Below are 17,527 nucleotides of genomic sequence, written 5' to 3'. Positions count from 1 at the left end.
CAACGCCTCAGCCTCCCTGTCGATCAACCGGCGGCGAGCCTTGAAACCTTTTCGGCCGGCCATTATACCAATCGGTATTGAATATGACAGATCGTTGAACGGACCGGAACTCCATGAGCCAGACGAGCAGCCGGATCTCCAGCACGCGCCCCACTCGCCGCCGCAGGCCCATGGCGGTGGCGGGTGTGGCGATCATCGCGGTCGCCGCCGTCGCCGGCCTGCTGCTCTGGAAGTCGTCTCCGCACAGTGCCGCAAGCGCGATGGCGCCGCCTCCGCCGGTGGTGACCGTCAGCCTGCCGCTGCAACGCGACGTTTCCGGACGACAGGGTTTCCTCGGCCAGTTCTCCGCGGTCGACCGCGTCGAGTTGCGCGCTCAGGTCGGCGGCGTCCTGACCGAGATCGATTTCAAGGATGGCCAGATCGTCAGGAAAGGCGACCTGCTGTTCGTCATCGATCCACGCCCGTACGAAATCAAGCTGGCCCAGGCGCGTGCCCAGTACAAGACGGCGACGGCACGACTTGCTCTCGCCAACAGCGAGTTCTGGCGTGCCCAGCAGCTCAAGCGCACCGATTTCGGCACGGCGGAAAATGTCGACCAGCGCAGCGCCGACCAGCAGTCCGCACAGGCCGCCCTCGACCAGGCGGAAGCGGCGGTACAGGATGCCTCGCTCGATCTGTCCTATTGCCACGTGCAGGCGCCGTTCAGCGGCCGGATCGGCGATCATCAGGTTTCGATCGGCAACCTCATCAGCGGCAGCCGGGCGGGCAGCAGCGCTACCACGCTGCTCGCCACCATCGTCTCGCTCGATCCGATCCATCTCGACTTCAACATGAGCGAGAGCGACTTCCTGACCTTCAGCCATGCGCGGGCGCACGAGGCGGCCGCCCTCGCCGACCGCGTCGAGATCAGCCTGAGCGACGAAGGCCACTTCGCCCGCACCGGCACGCTCGACTTCGTCGATAACAGCCTCGACCGCGCCAGCGGCACCATCCATGCCCGGGCGACGGTGCCGAACCCCGACCTGTTCCTCACCCCGGGCGAATTTGCCCGCCTCCGGCTGACCATCTCCAACCCGCGACCGGCCCTGCTGGTGCCGGCGGCGGCGGTGGTCCCCGACCAGTCCAATCACCTGCTGCTGATCGCGGCCGCCGACGGCACCGTGGTGCCCCGCCCGGTGCAGATCGGCGACATGCGCGGCGGACTGCGCGTCGTCACAGCGGGCCTCAAGCCGACCGACCGGGTGATCGTCGATGGCCTCATGCACGCCATGCCGGGGACCAAGGTCTCCCCCAAGGACAGCACGATCCAGTTCGATGCGGTCGCCGACGGCGAGAACTGATCCAGGCGAGCCCACCTCCACCCCCACTCGGGCGTCAACCGGAAGCCTCGCTCATGCGTCTCACGCACCTCTTCATCGACCGGCCGATCCTCGCCACCGTGTTCAGCGTGTTCATCACGCTGATCGGCCTTGGCGCGCTGATGACGCTGCCGATCGCGCAGTTCCCCGAGATCGTGCCGCCGACGGTGCAGATCACCACCACCTACCCCGGCGCCTCGGCGGAAACCGTCGCGCGTACCGTCGCGACCCCGCTGGAGCAGGAGGTCAACGGCGTCGAGAACATGCTCTACATGAGCAGCCAGTCGACCGGCGACGGCAAGCTCACCATCACCGTCACGTTCCAGATCGGCACCGACCTCAACGTCGCCCAGATGCTGACCCAGAACCGTGTGCAGGACACGCTGCCGCGGCTGCCGCAGGATGTGCAGGCGCTCGGCGTGCAGGTCCGCAAATCGACGCCGAACATCCTGCTGGCGGCGCATCTGCTGTCGCCGGACGGCTCGCGCGATCCGCTCTACATCTCGAACTACGCGACCCTGCACGTGAAGGATGCGCTCGCCCGCCTGCCCGGCGTCGGCGACGTGCAGGTGTTCGGCTCGCGCGACTACGCCATGCGCATCTGGCTCGATCCCGACAAGGTGGCCGCCTACAACCTGAACGCGAGCGAGGTGCTGGCCGCCCTGCGCGCGCAGAACGTGCAGGTCTCGGCGGGTATCCTGAACCAGCCGCCGATCCCCACCCACGAAGCCTTCCAGCTCAACGTGCAGACGCTCGGACGGCTGTCCTCGCCGGCGGAGTTCGAGAACATCGTCGTGAAGTCCGACCCGAACGGCCGGGTCACCCGCATACGCGATATCGGCAGGGTGGAGGTCGGCGCGCAGGATTACGGCTCGACCGGATATCTCGACCATAGCGATGCGACACCGCTGCTCATCTTCGCCCAGCCCGGCTCGAACTCGCTTGCCGTCGAGCACGAGGTCATCTCGACGATGAATACGCTGGCGAAGGATTTCCCGTCCGGCATCGCCTACAAGATCGTCTACGACCCGACCACCTTCGTCGCGGCATCGGTGCACGAGGTCATCAAGACGATCTTCGTCGCCATCCTGCTGGTGGTCGGCGTCGTCATCCTGTTCCTGCAGAACTGGCGCGCCTCGATCATTCCGGTGATCGCGATCCCAGTCTCGCTGATCGGCACCTTCCTGATCCTGGCGATCTGCGGCGTGTCGCTCAACAACCTGTCGCTGTTCGGCCTGGTGCTCGCGGTCGGCATCGTGGTCGACGACGCCATCGTCGTGGTCGAGAATGTCGAGCGCAACATGGCGCTCGGCATGAACCCGACCGAGGCGGCGCATCGCACCATGGACGAGGTGGGCGGCGCGCTGATCGCCATCGCCCTGACCCTGTGCGCGGTGTTCGTGCCGTCGGCCTTCCTGTCCGGCATCTCCGGCCAGTTCTTCCGGCAGTTCGCGGTCACCATCGCCGCCTCCACGGTGATCTCCTGCCTGGTCTCGCTGACCTTGAGCCCGGCACTCTGCGCGGTGCTGTTCAAGGACCACGACAAGCGTGCGGCGCGACGCCCGAACATCGTCGCGCGCACCGTGCAGAAGCTGTTCGACGGCTTCAACTGGGTCTTCTCCCGCGCCTCCAACGCCTACGCGCGCTTCACCGCGCGCGCCGTACGCATGCTCGGCCTGGTGATGGTCATCTACGTGCTGCTGATCTGCTTCGCCGGGTTCCAGTTCTCCCGCGCGCCGACCGGGTTCATCCCGGAGCAGGACCAGGGCTACCTGATCACCGTGCTGCAGCTGCCGGCCGGCGCTACGCTGGACCGCACCGAGAAGGCGGTGCGCGAGGCCAGCCAGATCATCCTCGACACGCCCGGCATCGAGCACGTGGTGCCGTTCGCCGGCCTCGATGCCACCACCTTCACCGTCGCCTCCAACGACGGCACCATCTTCTCCGGCCTGCCCTCGCTATACGGCCACCCGACGCGGCACGGCATGGATGCCAACAGCGTGCTGGCGAGGCTGCGCGCCAGGCTGTCCGGCATCCAGGACGCCTACGTGCTCACCATCCCGCCGCCGCCGGTGCAGGGCCTCGGCAGCGCCGGCGGCTTCAAGATGATGCTGCAGGACCAGGCCGGCCTCGGGCCCGAGGTGCTCGCCAAGGCAGCGCAGACGCTGGTCGGCGCCGCCAACCACGATCCCGCCTTCGCCGGCGTGTTCACCCTGTTCAGCACCGGGACGCCGTCGGTGTATGCCAGCATCGATCGCGAGAAGGCGCAGATGGTCGGGCTGTCGCCGACCGACGTGTTCAACACCCTCGAGGTCTATCTCGGCTCGCAGTACGTCAACGACTTCAACTATCTCGGCCGCACCTACGAGGTCGTGGTGCAGGCGGACGGCCAGTTCCGCCGCGACGTGAACGATATCGGCCGGCTGCGGGCACGCAACCTGGCCGGCCGCATGGTGCCGATCGGCACCGTCGCCCGCTTCAACGACATCACCTCGCCGTACCGCGTGCCGCGCTACGACCTGTTCCCGGCCGCCGAGGTGATGGGATCGGCCGCCCCCGGTGTCGCCAGCGGCACCTCGCTGGCGCGCATGGAGCAGCTCGCCCACCAGGTTCTGCCGAAGGGCATCGGCTTCGAATGGACCGAGATCGCCTTCCAGCAGCAGGAGCGCGGCACGCCGACCCTGCTGGTATTCGGCGCCGCCGCCCTCTTCGTCTTCCTGGTGCTGGCGGCACAGTACGAGAGCTGGAAGCTGCCGCTTTCCATCATCCTGATCGTACCGATGTGCCTGCTGGCCTCGGTGACCGGCCTGCTGGCGCGCGGCATGTCGATCGACATCCTGGCGCAGATCGGCTTCGTGGTGCTGGTCGGCCTTGCCGCCAAGAATGCGATCCTGATCGTGGAGTTCGCGCGCCAGGCCGAGGACGAGGGCGCGACGCCTGCCAATGCCGCCATCCACGCCGCCCGCACCCGTCTGCGTCCGATCCTGATGACGTCGTTCGCCTTCATCCTCGGCGTGGCGCCGCTGGCGGTGGCAACCGGTGCCGGCTCGGAAATGCGCCAGTCGCTCGGCACCGCGGTGTTCTTCGGCATGCTCGGCGTGACCGGCTTCGGCCTGCTGTTCACGCCCGCGTTCTACACCGTCGTGCGCAAGCTCGGCGGCCGCGCGATGACCCGCGCCGGCCAGGTGCGGCCGGTCCCCGAGCATGTCGCCGAGTAGCGCGTCAGGGCATCTCCAGCTCCGGTGCCCGGCGATGCGCGGTGCTGGCTTCGTAGTCGTAGGCGCAGGCGAGCAGATCGGCCTCGCTCCACATGCGGCCGACGAACACCAGTCCGAACGGCGCACCTGATCCATGGTAGCCGGCCGGCACCGTGACCGCGGGCAGGCCGGCGATGTTGATCTCGCTCACCACCGTCTCGTGGATGCGCCCGCCGCCGTGCAGCGGCGCCAATTCCTCGCGCATCTGCGGAAACACCAGGACATCGAGCCGCTCGCGCGCGAACACCGCATCGAAGAGTGCGAGATAGGCTTCGCGCAGGGCGATGAAGGCGGCCATGTCCGGCGCCCGGCGCGGCGCGGCCAGGCAGGCGACGAAGTCCGGCAGCCTGGGCATGAAGCCCAGCACTCCTGACGGTCCGAACGGGTCCTGTGCTGCGGTCGCGGCGGCGAACGCCTCGAAGCTCTGCAGGGCGGTGTCGGGTCCCATCCGCTCGAGATATTTCTGCATGTCGTACGGCATCGATTCGAGGCCGCGCGCATCGAATTCGGCATCCGGCACCGTCGGCTGGCGCAGGGCTGCGAAGCCGGACCCGAGGAACGGATCCGCCACCAGCTCGGCACCCCTCGCCCGCAGTTCGTCCTGGGCGCAGCTGTAGAGCGCTTCCGTCTCGACGGAGAGCGGCAGGTCGCGCCAACCCGGCCCGTATAGTCCGATCCGCCTGCCCCGCAGCGCCTCGCGCGACAGGTTCGCGGCGTAGCCGCCGCGGGGGATCTTGCCGATCGCGGCGACGGTCTTCGGGTCCTCTCCGCAATAGCCAGCCAGCACGTCCAGCGTCAGCGCGGCGTCGCGGACGCAGCGCGCGATCGGCCCGACCACGTCGCGCAGCCCGGAGAGCGGCATCACCCCGGCATTCGGCACCAGCGCGAAACTCGGCTTGATGCCGACCAGCGCCTGCGCCGAGGCCGGGTTCTGGATCGAGCCGCCAGTCTCCTCGGCGAGGCCCAGCACCGCCATGCTGGAGGCCACCGCGCAGGCGGTGCCGGCACTGCTGCCGCCGGGCAGGAACTGGCGTCCGGCGGCGTTGTAGGTCGGTCCGGCCCAGCTGTCGTTGGCATGCGAGCCGGTATGGCTGAGCACCGGGACGTTGGTCTTGCCCAGGATGACGGCACCGGCCGCCCGCAGCCGCGCCACCACCGGCGCGTCGGTGCCCGGCATCAGGTCGACGCCGCCGGTCCTGCCGTGCAGCAGGGACCAGCCCGCAGTGGTCGGGAACCCGACCATGTCCATCGGGTCCTTCACCACCACCGGCACGCCGGCCAGCGGTCCGAGCGCCTCGCCGGCACTGCGTCGCCGGTCGATGGCGCGGGCGTCCTCCAGCGCATCCGGATTGAGAAAGATGATGGCGTTGTAGTGCGGGTTGTAGAGCGCGATGCGGTCGAGGAAGGCCTGCGTCAAGGCTTCCGATGTCGTGCGTCCGCCGGCAAATGCCTGCTGCGCGCCGTCGAGCGTCAATTCAACGATATCGATGTCGTCCATCACCCAGGCCCCGATGTGCGGTTCCCGACTAGCAAGAGCTCGGCCAGGATGCGGCGCAATCCGCCGGCTTGACAGAAGGATTCCGATCTTCCAGCCTGCATCTTAGGCGTTGAGCACCGCTGCTCACCTTGAACGCCTGATCCTTGGTCGATTGTTTATGAATTAGGCAATGAAGCCCGCTGGCATTCGCCATCGGGCCTGCTTGCGTTGGAGGTGGGGGCTTGCGGAATATCGCGATCGGATTGCTGTTCTCGACCTCCGGGCCGTACGGCGTGGTCGGACAGGCGATGCACAACGGCGCCCTGGTGGCGGCGGAGGAAGTCAACCGCTCGAACCCGGCACTGCGGCTGCAGGTCGTGCATGCGGATCCCGGCGGCGATCTTCAGCGCTACGAGCCGCTCTGCCGCGACCTGCTCGATCGCGGCATTCGCCATGTCGTCGGCTGCTACACCTCGTCGAGCCGCAAGGAACTCATTCCGCTCATCGAGCACCGCGACGCGCTGCTCTGGTATCCCTCGCACTACGAGGGCTTCGAGAGCGCCCCGAACGTGATCTATACCGGCGCGGCACCGAACCAGCACATCATCCCGCTGATCGAGCATGTGCTGCGGCAGCGGCGTCGACGCATCTTCTGCATCGGGTCGAACTATATCTGGGCCTGGGAGAACAACCGCATCCTGCGCGAGGTGCTGGTGGCGCAGGGCGGCACGGTCGCCGGGGAGCGCTACCTGCCGGTCGGCGATATCGGGCTCGGCCAGGTGGTCGACGCCATCCTCGATGCCGCCCCGGACTGCGTCTTCAGCACCCTGATCGGCACGTCCGCCTACCGTTTCTTCTCGATGTTCCGTGCCGCCTGCACGAAGCGTGGCATCGACCAGGCGACGGCGATGCCGGTGCTGAGCTGCAGCCTGTCGGAGCCCGAGCTCCTGCAGATCGAGCCGGGCGCGCGCGACGGCCACATCAGTTCGAGCGTCTATTTCTCGTCGATCGTCTCCGCCGAGAACCGGCGCTTCGTCGATGCCTACACCAGGCATGCGCACGGCGATGCCTCCGCCGATGCGGAAGCGTCCTACGTCGCCGTCCGCTTGCTCGGCCTTGCGCTGGCGGAAGCCGGCGGCGACGACATCGCAGCGGTATCCCGCTCGGCGGCGGGACAGGTCCTCCGCGCACCGCAGGGACTTGTGCGGCTCGATCCGCAGACCATGCACGCGTGGCTGACGCCGCGCATCGGACGCTCGACCGCCGAGGGACGCTTCGACATCCTGGCGGAGGCCGCCGCCCCGGTACAGCCCGATCCCTACCTCGTGCGCAGCATGCCGAAGCTGGAACCGGCGCAGGCGCATCTGAGGCTGGTCTCGTGAGCCGGCTGCGCCTGATCCAGAACTTCAGCGGCCTGCGCGCAATGCTGTTCCGGCCAACGCCCGACAGCGCGTCCGATCCGTTGCAGCACGGGCTGGCACGTCTCGGCGTCACGGTCGAACACGCGCCGGAACAGCCGGACGCGCTGGCGGAATTGTCCCTCTGCGCCGATCGCGACGTCCTCATCGTCGATGGCGATCCAGGTGCCTGCGCGATCCTGCCGCTGCTGATCGAGCTGAAGCCGCCGGTGCCGGTCATCGGCCTGATCGGCATGGAGACCCCGAGCCGGCTGCGCCTGCTGATGGAAGCCGGTGCGACCGCGATGCTGCGCAAGCCGGTGCAGTCGGGCGCGCTCTACACATCGCTCTATCTCGGCATCAACGGCTACCGGCAACGCCAGCTTGCGGAGGCCCGCATCGCCGAGCACGAGCGCCGCCGTCGTGGCAGGCGCGGCCTGGTCAAGGCGATCCTGCACGTGATGCAGCGCGACGGCCTGGATGACGACACCGCCTTCGAGACGCTGCGACGCGATGCGATGCGCGCCCGCCTCGGCATCGAGGATTACTGCGACAACCTGATGCAGACGCTGCCGAGGCAATGTGCCCCGGCGCGTGCCCCCTTCAAGCAGGAGAGAGACCATGGCTGAAGTGCCCCATCGAAACAGGCTGCTCGCGGCCGTGCTGCTGGCGGCGGGCATTTTGGCGGCGCCGGCCGCGCACGCCGCCGATCCGATCAAGCTCGGCGTGCTGGAGGACCAGTCCGGGGATTTCGCGCTCGCCACCATCGGCAAGGTGCATGGCATCCAGCTCGCGGCGAAGGAGATCAACGCGAGCGGCGGCATCGCCGGGCGCCCGATCCAGCTGGTGATCTACGACACCCAGTCCGACAACACGCGCTACCAGCAATTCATGCGTCGCGTGCTGCAGCGCGACAAGGTGGATGTCGTGTTCGCGGGATTTTCCAGCGCCTCGCGCGAAGCCTACCGTCCGATCGTCGACCAGCTGAACGGCCTCGCCTTCTACAACAACCAGTACGAGGGCGGCGTCTGCGACAGCCACGTGATCGTTACCGGCGCGGTGCCGGAGCAGCAGTTCTCGACGCTGATCCCGTGGATGATGCAGAAGTTCGGCAAGAACGTGTACACCATCGCGGCGGACTATAATTTCGGCCAGATCTCGGCCGAGTGGGTGCGCAACATCGTCAAGCAGCAGGGCGGCCACATGGTGGGCGAGGAGTTCATCCCGCTCGGCGTGTCGCAGTTCTCGCAGACCATCCAGAACATCCAGAAGGCGCATCCGGATATCCTGATGACCTTGCTGGTCGGCACCGCCCAGGCCTCCTACTACGGACAGGCGCATGCGGCGGGGCTGCAGGTGCCGATGGGCAGCTCGGTCAATGTCGGCCAGGGCTACGAGCACAAGCGCTTCCCGCCACCGACGCTCGCCAACATGTACGTCACCACAAACTATATCGAGGAGGTCGATACGCCCGCCAGCAAGGCGTTCCTGGGCAGGTGGCATGCGATGTTCCCGCACGAGCCGTACGTGAACCAGGAGGCGGAGAATTCCTATGCGGCGCTCTACCTGTACAAGCAGATGGTCGAGCGCGCGCACGGCTCGACGAAGCGTGACGATTTGCGCGCGGTGATCGCCAAGGGCGATGTCTGTCTCGATGCGCCGGAAGGCCGCATGTGCATCGACCCGAAGAGCCAGCACACCTCGCACACCATCTACCTGGCGAAGGTGAATGCCGACCACTCGATCAGCTTCCCGAAGGTGTGGCCCGACATCAAGCCGTACTGGCTCGGCGACAACGGCTGCGACCTGACGAAAAGCGATCCGCATACGCAGTACACCCCAAGCAGCCCGCCGCCCAAGGGCTGAGCATGGCCTCCCTGCTGAACCTGCTCTACCAGTGCGGTGACTCCTTCGCCTTCCTGGTGCTGTCGGCGCTGGGTCTCGCGGTCATCTTCGGCATGATGGGGGTGATCAACTTGGCGCATGGCGAGTTCATCATGTGCGGCGCCATGGTCACCGTCAGCGTCGCACGCCTCGGGCTGCCGCTGCCGGTGGCGATCGCTTGCGGCGCGCTGGTCGCCGGCGTCATCGGCATCGTGCTGGAACGGCTGGTGATCCGGCACCTGTATGGCCGGCCGCTCGACAGCATCGTCGCCACCTGGGGCATCAGCCTGATCGCGACGCAAGGCACGTTGATCCTGGTCGGCTCCAGCCTGCCCGGTGTCGGCACGCCGTTCACCAGCGTCAGCCTCGGCGGCAACTCCTACCCGGTCTACCGGCTGCTGTTGATCGCGGTCGCCGTCGCCCTGCTCGGCGCGCTCTACCTGCTGTTCAACGTCACCCGGTACGGCACCGTGGCACGCGCCACCATCGCGCTGCCGCACATGGCCGAGGCGCTGGGCGTCGATACCGGTCGCGTCTACAGCCTGACCTTCGGCCTCGGCGCCGCCCTCGCCGGCCTCACCGGCGGGCTGTACGCACCCACCATGACCATCGTGCCGACCATGGGCGGCACCTTCCTGATGGAGGCGTTCGCCACCGTGGTGATCGGCGGCACCGACGTCTTCATCGGCACCGCGCCGGCCGCCGCGGTACTCGGCGTGGTTAAGGCGCTCGCGACCTCCTGGGAGGGCCAGCTGATCGGCCAGGTGGCGCTGCTGGTGGCGGTGATCGCCATGGTCCGGGTGCTGCCGCGCGGCGTCTCCGGCTGGCTGCTGCAGGAACGCGGCTGATGTGGCGGCTTCTCGAAGGCCCGCAGACACTCGGGCGCGGCCGCTGGTTCTGGACCGGCTTCGTCGTCTGCCTCGGCATCGCCGCGGGCTATCCGGTCTTCGTCGACGGCTACACCGTCGGCAACACCGTCTACTTCTTCGACTGGGTGTTCATGGCGCTCGGCCTGTGCCTGATCTGGGGCTATGGCGGCGCGCTTTCCTTCGGGCAGACCGCGTTCTTCGGCCTGTCCGGCTACGGCTACGGCGTGCTCACCACCGATTTCGGCGCGGCGCATGGCTTCACCCTGCTGGCGCTGCTGCTGTCGGTCGGTCTCGCGGCAGCCTTCGCGGCGCTGCTCGGCTATTTCCTGTTCTTCGGCCGCATCAGCGGGGTGTTCCTCGGCATCGTCACGCTGTCCGTCACGCTGGTGTGCGAGCGCTTCATGTCGCAGACCGCGGGGCCGGAATGGCATGTCGGCGCCGCGCGGTTGAACGGCTACAACGGCATGAACGCGATGCCGCCGCTCACCCTGCCCTGGTCCGGCGGCGACATCGTGCTGTTCCCCGATATCGGGCTCTACTACCTGGTGCTCGCGTTGCTGGTGCTGGTGTACCTCGCGCTGCGCATGCTGGTAAATTCGCGCTTCGGCAACGTGCTGGTGGCGATACGTGAAAATCCCGAACGCGCCGAGATGCTCGGCTACGATGTCAGGCTGTACCAGCTCGCCGCCTTCGTCATCGGCAGCGCGCTCGCCGGGCTCAGCGGCGCGCTCTACACCTCCTGGGGCCAGTACATCACGCCCTCAAGCATGGGCCTGAACGCGGCGGCCCTGCCGATCGTGTGGGTTGCGGTCGGCGGCCGCCACGACCTCACCGCGACGCTGGTCGGCACCCTGGTGGTTCTGGCCGGCTTCCAGGCGCTGACCATCTATGGCAGCCAGTACGCGCTGGTGGTGATGGGCGCGCTGCTGGTGGCGACCGTGCTGCTGGCGCCGCGCGGGCTGGTGGCGGGCCCGGTCGAGGCGTTGCTGCGCCGCCGCCGTCCGGGCAGTGCCCGATGAGCGCGCTGCTGCAGACCGAGGCGCTGGACAAGCACTATGGCGGCCTGCACGTCACCGCCGGGGTGTCGCTCGCCCTGGAGGAGGGCGAGATCCACTGCCTGATCGGCCCGAACGGCGCCGGCAAGAGCACCCTGTTCAAGCTCATCCTGGGCGCCGTGCTGCCGTCCGGCGGCCGCATCCTGTACGCCGGCGAGGACATCACCAATCTGAAGCCGTTCCAGCGCATCCGGCGCGGCATGAGCGTGAAGTTCCAGGTGCCCGGGATCTTCCAGGCGCTGACCGTGCGGCAGAACCTGGCGATCGCGCTGCAGCACCACCTTGCGCGCGCGCATCTCGATCGCGAGATCGACCGGCTGCTGGAGTTCCTCGGCCTGCATGCCGCCGGATTGCAGCGGGCGTCGGAGCTCAGCCACGGCCAGAAGCAGTGGCTGGAGATCGGCATGGCGGTGGCGCTCAAGCCGCGCCTGCTGCTGCTCGACGAGCCGACCGCCGGCATGTCGCCCGACGAGACGCACGCCACCGGCGAACTCGTGCGGTCGCTCAACCGCGCGGGCGTCACCGTGCTCGCGGTCGAGCACGACATGGAGTTCGTCCGCCAGGTGGCGCAGCGGGTGAGCGTGCTGCATCTCGGCCGCATCTTCGCGCAGGGCAGCATGCAGGAGATCGTCGCCGACGAGCGGGTGGCGGAAATCTATTTCGGGGAGACCCGGTATGACTGACGCGATGCCCCCGGTGCCTGGGCTTTCGATGCCGGTGCTGTCGGTCAGCGGCCTGCATGCGGGCTACGGCGGCAAGCCGGTGCTGCAGGGTGTCGATCTCGCCATCCGGCCGGGCGAGATCGTCGCCGTCATCGGCCGCAACGGTGTCGGCAAGACGACCCTCATGCGCGCGCTGATCGGGCTGCTGCCGGCGATGCAGGGCGAGATCCGGCTGAGCGGAAACCCGCTCGACACGCTGCCGGTGCATCGCCGGGCGCGCGCCGGCATCGGCTACGTGCCGCAGGGCCGCGACGTGTTCGGCAGGCTCAGCGTCGAGGAGAACCTGCGCGTCGCCGAGAGCCTCTGCGTCGGTCGCCGGCCGGACCTGCAGCGCGCCTACGATACCTTCCCGATCCTGCACGAACGGCGGCGCCAGCGTGCCGGCACCCTCTCCGGTGGGCAGCAGCAGATGCTGGCGATCGCGCGCGTGCTGATCGGCCAGCCGTCGCTGCTGCTGCTCGACGAGCCGTCCGAGGGCATCCAGCCCTCGATCGTGCAGGACATCTCGCGCATCATGGTGGCGCTGAACCGCAAGACCGGGATCCCGATCATGCTGGTCGAGCAGAATCTCGACATGATCCGCGCCATGGCGCAGCGCTGCGCGGTCATGGACAAGGGCCGCATCACCGCCGATCTTTCGGCGCAGGATCTGCAGGATCGCAGCATCATGCGCCGCCATCTCGCAGTCTGAAGGGAGCTAGACAATGTCCTGGTTCGAGAGCTCGATCATGGCGCGCCGCGGCGTCGCCGCCGGCAAGGTCACCTCCGAGCACAGCATGACGGAGGCCGACCAGGGGAAATACCATTACGTGTACGGCCCGTATGCCGAGCCGGTGCTGCGCGTGGCCCCCGGCGCCGTGGTCTCGGTGGAGACGCACGACGCCTTCGAGGGCAAGATCCGCTCGGAGACAGACAGCCCGACCGCCCTGCTGAACTTCCCGTTCCTCAACCCGCAGAACGGACCGATATACGTCGAGGGCGCCGGGAAGGGCGACTGCCTCGCGGTCAGCATACGCTCGATCGTGCCGCGCGGTCCGCAGCCTGTCGGCACCACGCTGATCATGCCGGAGTTCGGCGGCCTGGTGGCGACCGGCGACACCGCGCTGCTCAACCCGCCGCTGCCGGAGCGGGTCCGCAAGCTGCACGTCACCGCCGAGCACGGCACCGTCTGGAACGACCGCATCACGCTGCCGTACCGGCCGTTCATCGGCACCATCGGCACTTCGCCGGAAATCGAGGCGATCTCCTCGCTGCATCCCGACTACTACGGCGGCAACATGGACGTGCCGGACATCGCCCCAAACTCGGTGATCTACCTGCCGGTGCAGGTCGCCGGCGCGCTGCTGTATCTCGGCGATTGCCACGCAACGCAGGGCGACGGCGAGCTGTGCGGCGTGGCACTCGAGCATCCCACCGTCACCACCGTGCAGATCGACCTGATCAAGGACTGGACCATACGCTGGCCGCGACTGGAGAATGCCGAGTTCTACATGGCCATCGGCTCCTCGCGTCCGATGGAGGATGCCGCCCGCATCGCGTATCGCGAGCTGGTGCGCTGGATGGCGGCGGATTTCGGCTATGACGAGATCGACGCCTACATGCTGCTGACGCAGTGCGGCCGCGTGCGGCTCGGCAACATGGTCGATCCGAAATATTCGCTGGGCGCCTCGATCAGCAAGGCGATCCTGCACGCCTGAGCCACCCGCATCGGGAGACGAGCGATGGATCTGCAGATAGCCGGCCGCACCGCGCTGGTGACCGGCGGCACCAGGGGCATCGGCCGCGCCATCGCCGAGCTGTTCGCGCGCGAGGGCGCCAGCGTCGCCATCTGTGCCCGCGACGCCCAGGCGGTGACGGAGACCGTCGCGGACCTCGCCAAGGTCGCCCCGCGTGCCAGCGGCCGTGCGCTCGATGTCGCCGATGGCGATGCGGTGCGCAGCTGGGTCGCGGCGACGGCAGAGGAGTTCGGCGGCCTCGACATGATCGTGGCCAATGTCAGCGCGCTTGCCATCGGCGCCGGCGAGGCCGCCTGGCGCGCCGGCTTCGCCACCGACATCCTCGGCAGCGTCACGCTGGTCGATGCCGCGATGCCCTGGCTGGAGCGCTCGGCGGCGGGCTCGATCACGCTGATCTCCAGCGTCTCGGGCCGCGAGGTGGATTTCGCCGCCGGCCCGTATGGCGCATTCAAGGCCGCGCTGATCCACTACGCCCAGGGTCTCGCCTACCAGCTTGCGCCACGCGGGCTTCGCGCCAACTCGGTGTCGCCCGGCAACACCTACTTCCCCGGCGGCGTCTGGGCCCGCATCGAGCGCGACGATCCGGCGTTGTTCGCCTCCGCGCTGGCGCTCAACCCGACCGGACGCATGGCAACCCCGGAGGAGGTCGCGCGCGCGGTGGTGTTCCTGGCCAGCCCTGCGGCAAGCTTCATCACCGGCACCAACCTGGTGGTGGACGGCGCGCTGACCCGCGGCGTGCAGTTCTAGGGGCGCCCCGGTTGACCAGCGATGTTGACCCGGAGCGCGTCATCCTGCTGTTCTCGTATGGCACGTTGCAGGACCCGGCCGTACAGCTCGCCTGCTTCGGACGCCTGCTGACGGGGGAGCCCGACACCGTCGCGGGCTATCGCCGCGGCACGATCACCATCGTGGAGGCCGGAGCGCCGGACCCCGCCACCTATCCGATCCTGGATGCGTCGGACGATGCGAATGATCGGGTGGCGGGTGTGGTGCTGACGCTCGATCAGGCCGGGCTGGCACGGGCCGACGACTACGAGGGCCCGGAATACCGGCGGGTCCGGGTGCGCACGCAATCCGGACGCGACGCCTGGGTCTATATCCGGGCCTGACGCTCGATCGGCAGACGCAACGGCGCCGCTTGTCTCCGGCCGGGTGGCGGATCATGCTCGGCAGCGGCGTCAAGGAACGGGCATCAAGTCCGCCAGCGCACCGGGGGGAAGCAGTTGGCAAGCGGCCTGATCGGCAACCGTACCCCTGCGCCCGCCGCCCAGGCCACTCCCACCCTGGCAGCGGACGCCCTCGGCAAGTCGTACGGCCAGGTCCAGGTGCTGTCCGATGTCAGCCTCTCCGTGCGGGCCGGCGAGCTGTGCGCGGTGCTCGGCGAGAACGGCGCCGGCAAGTCGACCCTGATGAAGCTGCTGTCCGGCCACCTGCAACCCGACCAGGGCAGCGTGCTGCTGGACGGCCAGCCGGTGCGGCTCGCCAACCCGATGCAGGCGGAGCAGCTCGGCATCGTCCTGGTGCACCAGGAGCAGCTGCTCGCCGGCGAACTCACGGTCGCCGAGAACCTGTTCCTCGGCCGCGAACTGCGCCGTGGCCCGTTCCTGGACCGGGCCCGCATGCATGCGCTCGCGGCCGAACTTCTGGCATCGCTCGGCTGCCGGGTCGCGCCCGACATGCCGGTCGGCAGGCTGTCCATCGCCGAGCGGCAGATGGTGCAGATCGCGCGCGCTCTGCTGGTGCCGCGGCGGGTGGTGATCCTGGACGAGCCGACCGCGGTGCTCACCCCGCACGAGGTGGACGCCCTGTTCGCTGCCCTGCTGTCGCTGAAGGCGGCCGGCGTCGCGCTGCTGTATATCTCGCACCGGCTGGCCGAGGTCGCGATGATCGCCGACAGCGTCACCGTGCTGCGCGACGGCCGCCTGGTCACCTCGCGACCGGCGGCCGGCCTCGGCGAACTCGAGATGGCCCGGCTGATGGTCGGCCGCGACATGTCCACCCTGTTCCCGCCGAAGGCTGCGCCGCCGCCCGCATCCGCGTCCCCGGCGCTGCAGGTGACGCGCGCCCGGGTGCCCGGCCAAGTCCGCGAGGCCAGCTTCAGCCTGCGCCCGGCGGAGATCCTCGGCTTCGGCGGGCTGGTCGGGGCCGGGCGCACCGAGCTGTTCGAGGGGCTGATCGGCCTGCGTCCGGCCCAGGTGGAGCAGCTCGTCGTGCATGGCCGGACGCTGGCGCACCTGTCGCCGCGCAGCGCGCTGCGGGCCGGCATCGGCTACCTCACCGAGGATCGCAAGGGCCGCGGCCTGCTGCTGCGCCAGCCGCTCGCCACCAACCTCACCCTGGTGGCGCCGTTCCAGCGCTTCGGCCTGCTCGATGCCGCGCGCGAGCTTGCCGCCATGGAGCAGGCGCGCACCGGGTTCGACATCCGTGCCGGCCGTCGCGATGCGCTCGCCGGGCAGCTCTCGGGCGGCAACCAGCAGAAGCTGATGCTGGCCAAGACCATGCTGACCGGACCGCGCATCCTGGTGATCGACGAACCGACGCGCGGCATCGATATCGGCACCAAGGCGCAGATCTACCGCTTCATCGCCGCCCTCGCCGCGGCCGGCAACGCGGTGGTGGTCATCTCGTCCGAGATGCAGGAGCTGATCGGGCTCTGCCACCGCGTGCTGGTGATGCGCCACGGCCGCGTCGTTGCCGAGCTCGAAGGGGACGACATGACCGAGGATGCCATCGTGGTGCATGCGACCGGCGTCGGCGAGCGGGCGGCATGAGCAACGCCGCCGCCCGCGCCGCGCGCCCGCGCCGCATCGATCCTGCCTCGCTGGCGCCGTTCGCCGCCCTGGCGGTGCTGGTGCTGGTCGGCACGCTGCTGAACGCGCGCTTCCTGGCCCCCGACAACATCGCCAACGTGGTGACCCGCGCCTCCTTCATCGCGGTGATCGGCATCGGCGCCACCTTCGTGATCGCCGCCGGCGGCCTCGACCTGTCGGTGGGCTCGATGTCCGCCTTCATCGGCGGCAGCGCCATCCTGCTCAGCAACGCCAGCGCCGGTCACGGCCTGGGCACGGCGCTGGCGGTGGGCGGTCTCGTTGCGATCGGCGGCGGCGCGCTGTGCGGTCTCGCCAACGGCCTGGTCATCACCGTGGGCCGCCTCGAGGCGTTCATCGTGACGCTCGGCTCGATGGGCATCTTCCGGGCGCTGACCACCTACCTCGCCCAGGGCGGCTCGCTGTCGCTCACCCCCGATGCGCTGCAGGACCTGGTGCGGCCGGTGTATTTCGGCTCCGTGCTCGGCATGCCGGTGCCGGTGCTGGTGTTCGCGCTGCTCGGCGGCGTCGCCTGGGTGGTGCTCAACCGCACCCCGTTCGGGCGCCACGTGGTGGCGATCGGCGCCAACGAGGAAGTCGCCCGCTACTCGTCGGTAGCCATCGGCCGGGTGCGCACCCTCACCTACGTCATCCAGGGCGGCTGCGTCGGCATCGCCACCATCCTCTACGTGCCGCGCCTGTCCTCGGTGACGCCGACCTCCGGCCTGCTGTGGGAGTTGCAGGCGATCACCGCCGTGGTGATCGGCGGCACGTCACTGCGCGGCGGCAACGGCCGCATCTGGGGCACCATCGCCGGCGCGCTGGTGCTGGAATCGGTCGCCAACATCATGGTGCTGTCGAACCTGGTGAGCGAGTATCTGATCGGCGCCGTGCAAGGCGCGATCATCATCGTCGCGATGCTGGTGCAAAGGAGCCTCAGGCGGAACTGAGGCGCATGGGAGGAA

15 protein-coding genes are annotated in these 17,527 nt (G+C 68.7%); 14 read left to right on the top strand and 1 reads right to left on the bottom strand.

The window, feature by feature from the left end; all coding sequences use genetic code 11:
* The first annotated feature begins 113 nt into the window (after positions 1 to 113).
* On the top strand, positions 114 to 1,340 hold the full coding sequence (locus FE263_RS11255) for an efflux RND transporter periplasmic adaptor subunit (protein ID WP_138326077.1): 1,227 nt from the start codon (positions 114 to 116) through the stop codon (positions 1,338 to 1,340).
* A gap of 53 nt (positions 1,341 to 1,393) precedes the next feature.
* Positions 1,394 to 4,576 (top strand): efflux RND transporter permease subunit, encoded by a 3,183-nt coding sequence (locus FE263_RS11250; protein WP_138326076.1) that lies wholly within the window; start codon positions 1,394 to 1,396, stop codon positions 4,574 to 4,576.
* Between the two features lie 4 nt (positions 4,577 to 4,580).
* On the opposite strand, the gene FE263_RS11245 is transcribed toward FE263_RS11250, so the two are convergent.
* Positions 4,581 to 6,113: an amidase gene (locus tag FE263_RS11245; protein WP_138326075.1), complete on the bottom strand. Its 1,533-nt coding sequence runs from the start codon at positions 6,111 to 6,113 to the stop codon at positions 4,581 to 4,583.
* A 221-nt stretch (positions 6,114 to 6,334) separates the two neighbouring features.
* Between FE263_RS11245 and FE263_RS11240 the strand changes: the two genes are divergently transcribed.
* The 12 genes from FE263_RS11240 to FE263_RS11185 all read left to right on the top strand — a co-directional run bounded on the left by FE263_RS11240 (position 6,335) and on the right by FE263_RS11185 (position 17,512).
* Complete coding sequence (locus FE263_RS11240; RefSeq protein ID WP_205880342.1) at positions 6,335 to 7,474, top strand: transporter substrate-binding domain-containing protein; 1,140 nt, start codon at positions 6,335 to 6,337, stop codon at positions 7,472 to 7,474.
* On the top strand, positions 7,471 to 8,118 hold the full coding sequence (locus tag FE263_RS11235; protein WP_138326074.1) for an ANTAR domain-containing response regulator: 648 nt from the start codon (positions 7,471 to 7,473) through the stop codon (positions 8,116 to 8,118). Before FE263_RS11240 ends, FE263_RS11235 begins: the two co-directional genes overlap by 4 nt.
* Positions 8,111 to 9,355 carry an urea ABC transporter substrate-binding protein gene (locus tag FE263_RS11230; protein WP_138326073.1) on the top strand — a complete coding sequence of 415 codons (1,245 nt, stop codon included), beginning with the start codon at positions 8,111 to 8,113 and terminating at the stop codon, positions 9,353 to 9,355. The genes FE263_RS11235 and FE263_RS11230 overlap by 8 nt, the downstream gene beginning before the upstream one ends.
* Before the next feature lie 2 nt (positions 9,356 to 9,357).
* Positions 9,358 to 10,221, top strand: a complete 864-nt coding sequence (locus FE263_RS11225) for an ABC transporter permease subunit (RefSeq protein WP_205880341.1) — start codon at positions 9,358 to 9,360, stop codon at positions 10,219 to 10,221.
* Positions 10,221 to 11,261 (top strand): branched-chain amino acid ABC transporter permease, encoded by a 1,041-nt coding sequence (locus FE263_RS11220; RefSeq protein WP_138326072.1) that lies wholly within the window; start codon positions 10,221 to 10,223, stop codon positions 11,259 to 11,261. The genes FE263_RS11225 and FE263_RS11220 overlap by 1 nt, the downstream gene beginning before the upstream one ends.
* Positions 11,258 to 11,980: an ABC transporter ATP-binding protein gene (locus tag FE263_RS11215; protein WP_138326071.1), complete on the top strand. Its 723-nt coding sequence runs from the start codon at positions 11,258 to 11,260 to the stop codon at positions 11,978 to 11,980. The genes FE263_RS11220 and FE263_RS11215 overlap by 4 nt, the downstream gene beginning before the upstream one ends.
* On the top strand, positions 11,973 to 12,710 hold the full coding sequence (locus FE263_RS11210; RefSeq protein ID WP_240759380.1) for an ABC transporter ATP-binding protein: 738 nt from the start codon (positions 11,973 to 11,975) through the stop codon (positions 12,708 to 12,710). Before FE263_RS11215 ends, FE263_RS11210 begins: the two co-directional genes overlap by 8 nt.
* 13 nt (positions 12,711 to 12,723) lie before the next feature.
* The gene (locus FE263_RS11205; protein ID WP_138326070.1) at positions 12,724 to 13,716 is read left to right on the top strand and encodes an acetamidase/formamidase family protein; all 993 of its coding nucleotides are present in this window, start codon (positions 12,724 to 12,726) and stop codon (positions 13,714 to 13,716) included.
* A 24-nt stretch (positions 13,717 to 13,740) separates the two neighbouring features.
* The gene (locus tag FE263_RS11200; protein WP_138326069.1) at positions 13,741 to 14,502 is read left to right on the top strand and encodes an SDR family NAD(P)-dependent oxidoreductase; all 762 of its coding nucleotides are present in this window, start codon (positions 13,741 to 13,743) and stop codon (positions 14,500 to 14,502) included.
* Positions 14,503 to 14,513: 11 nt separating this feature from the next.
* Positions 14,514 to 14,864, top strand: coding sequence for a gamma-glutamylcyclotransferase family protein (locus FE263_RS11195; RefSeq protein ID WP_138326068.1), 351 nt, complete (start codon positions 14,514 to 14,516; stop codon positions 14,862 to 14,864).
* Between the two features lie 114 nt (positions 14,865 to 14,978).
* Complete coding sequence (locus FE263_RS11190) at positions 14,979 to 16,526, top strand: sugar ABC transporter ATP-binding protein (RefSeq protein ID WP_205880340.1); 1,548 nt, start codon at positions 14,979 to 14,981, stop codon at positions 16,524 to 16,526.
* Positions 16,523 to 17,512 carry an ABC transporter permease gene (locus FE263_RS11185; protein WP_138326067.1) on the top strand — a complete coding sequence of 330 codons (990 nt, stop codon included), beginning with the start codon at positions 16,523 to 16,525 and terminating at the stop codon, positions 17,510 to 17,512. Before FE263_RS11190 ends, FE263_RS11185 begins: the two co-directional genes overlap by 4 nt.
* Positions 17,513 to 17,527: the final 15 nt, after the last annotated feature.

This window comes from Lichenicoccus roseus (genome assembly GCF_005844085.1).
Taxonomy (GTDB): Bacteria; Pseudomonadota; Alphaproteobacteria; order Acetobacterales; family Acetobacteraceae; genus Lichenicoccus; species Lichenicoccus roseus.
This window is presented reverse-complemented; position numbering and strand designations above follow the sequence as displayed.

Bases quoted from the DNA above. Each gene is read 5' to 3' on its own strand.
- FE263_RS11225 (WP_205880341.1), top strand. From the start codon at position 9,358: ATGGCCTCCCTGCTGAACCTGCTCTACCAGTGCGGTGACTCCTTCGCC.
- FE263_RS11245 (WP_138326075.1), bottom strand. From the start codon at position 6,113: ATGGACGACATCGATATCGTTGAATTGACGCTCGACGGCGCGCAGCAG.
- FE263_RS11220 (WP_138326072.1), top strand. From the start codon at position 10,221: ATGTGGCGGCTTCTCGAAGGCCCGCAGACACTCGGGCGCGGCCGCTGG.
- FE263_RS11185 (WP_138326067.1), top strand. From the start codon at position 16,523: ATGAGCAACGCCGCCGCCCGCGCCGCGCGCCCGCGCCGCATCGATCCT.
- FE263_RS11215 (WP_138326071.1), top strand. From the start codon at position 11,258: ATGAGCGCGCTGCTGCAGACCGAGGCGCTGGACAAGCACTATGGCGGC.
- FE263_RS11230 (WP_138326073.1), top strand. From the start codon at position 8,111: ATGGCTGAAGTGCCCCATCGAAACAGGCTGCTCGCGGCCGTGCTGCTG.
- FE263_RS11255 (WP_138326077.1), top strand. From the start codon at position 114: ATGAGCCAGACGAGCAGCCGGATCTCCAGCACGCGCCCCACTCGCCGC.
- FE263_RS11200 (WP_138326069.1), top strand. From the start codon at position 13,741: ATGGATCTGCAGATAGCCGGCCGCACCGCGCTGGTGACCGGCGGCACC.
- FE263_RS11210 (WP_240759380.1), top strand. From the start codon at position 11,973: ATGACTGACGCGATGCCCCCGGTGCCTGGGCTTTCGATGCCGGTGCTG.
- FE263_RS11250 (WP_138326076.1), top strand. From the start codon at position 1,394: ATGCGTCTCACGCACCTCTTCATCGACCGGCCGATCCTCGCCACCGTG.
- FE263_RS11205 (WP_138326070.1), top strand. From the start codon at position 12,724: ATGTCCTGGTTCGAGAGCTCGATCATGGCGCGCCGCGGCGTCGCCGCC.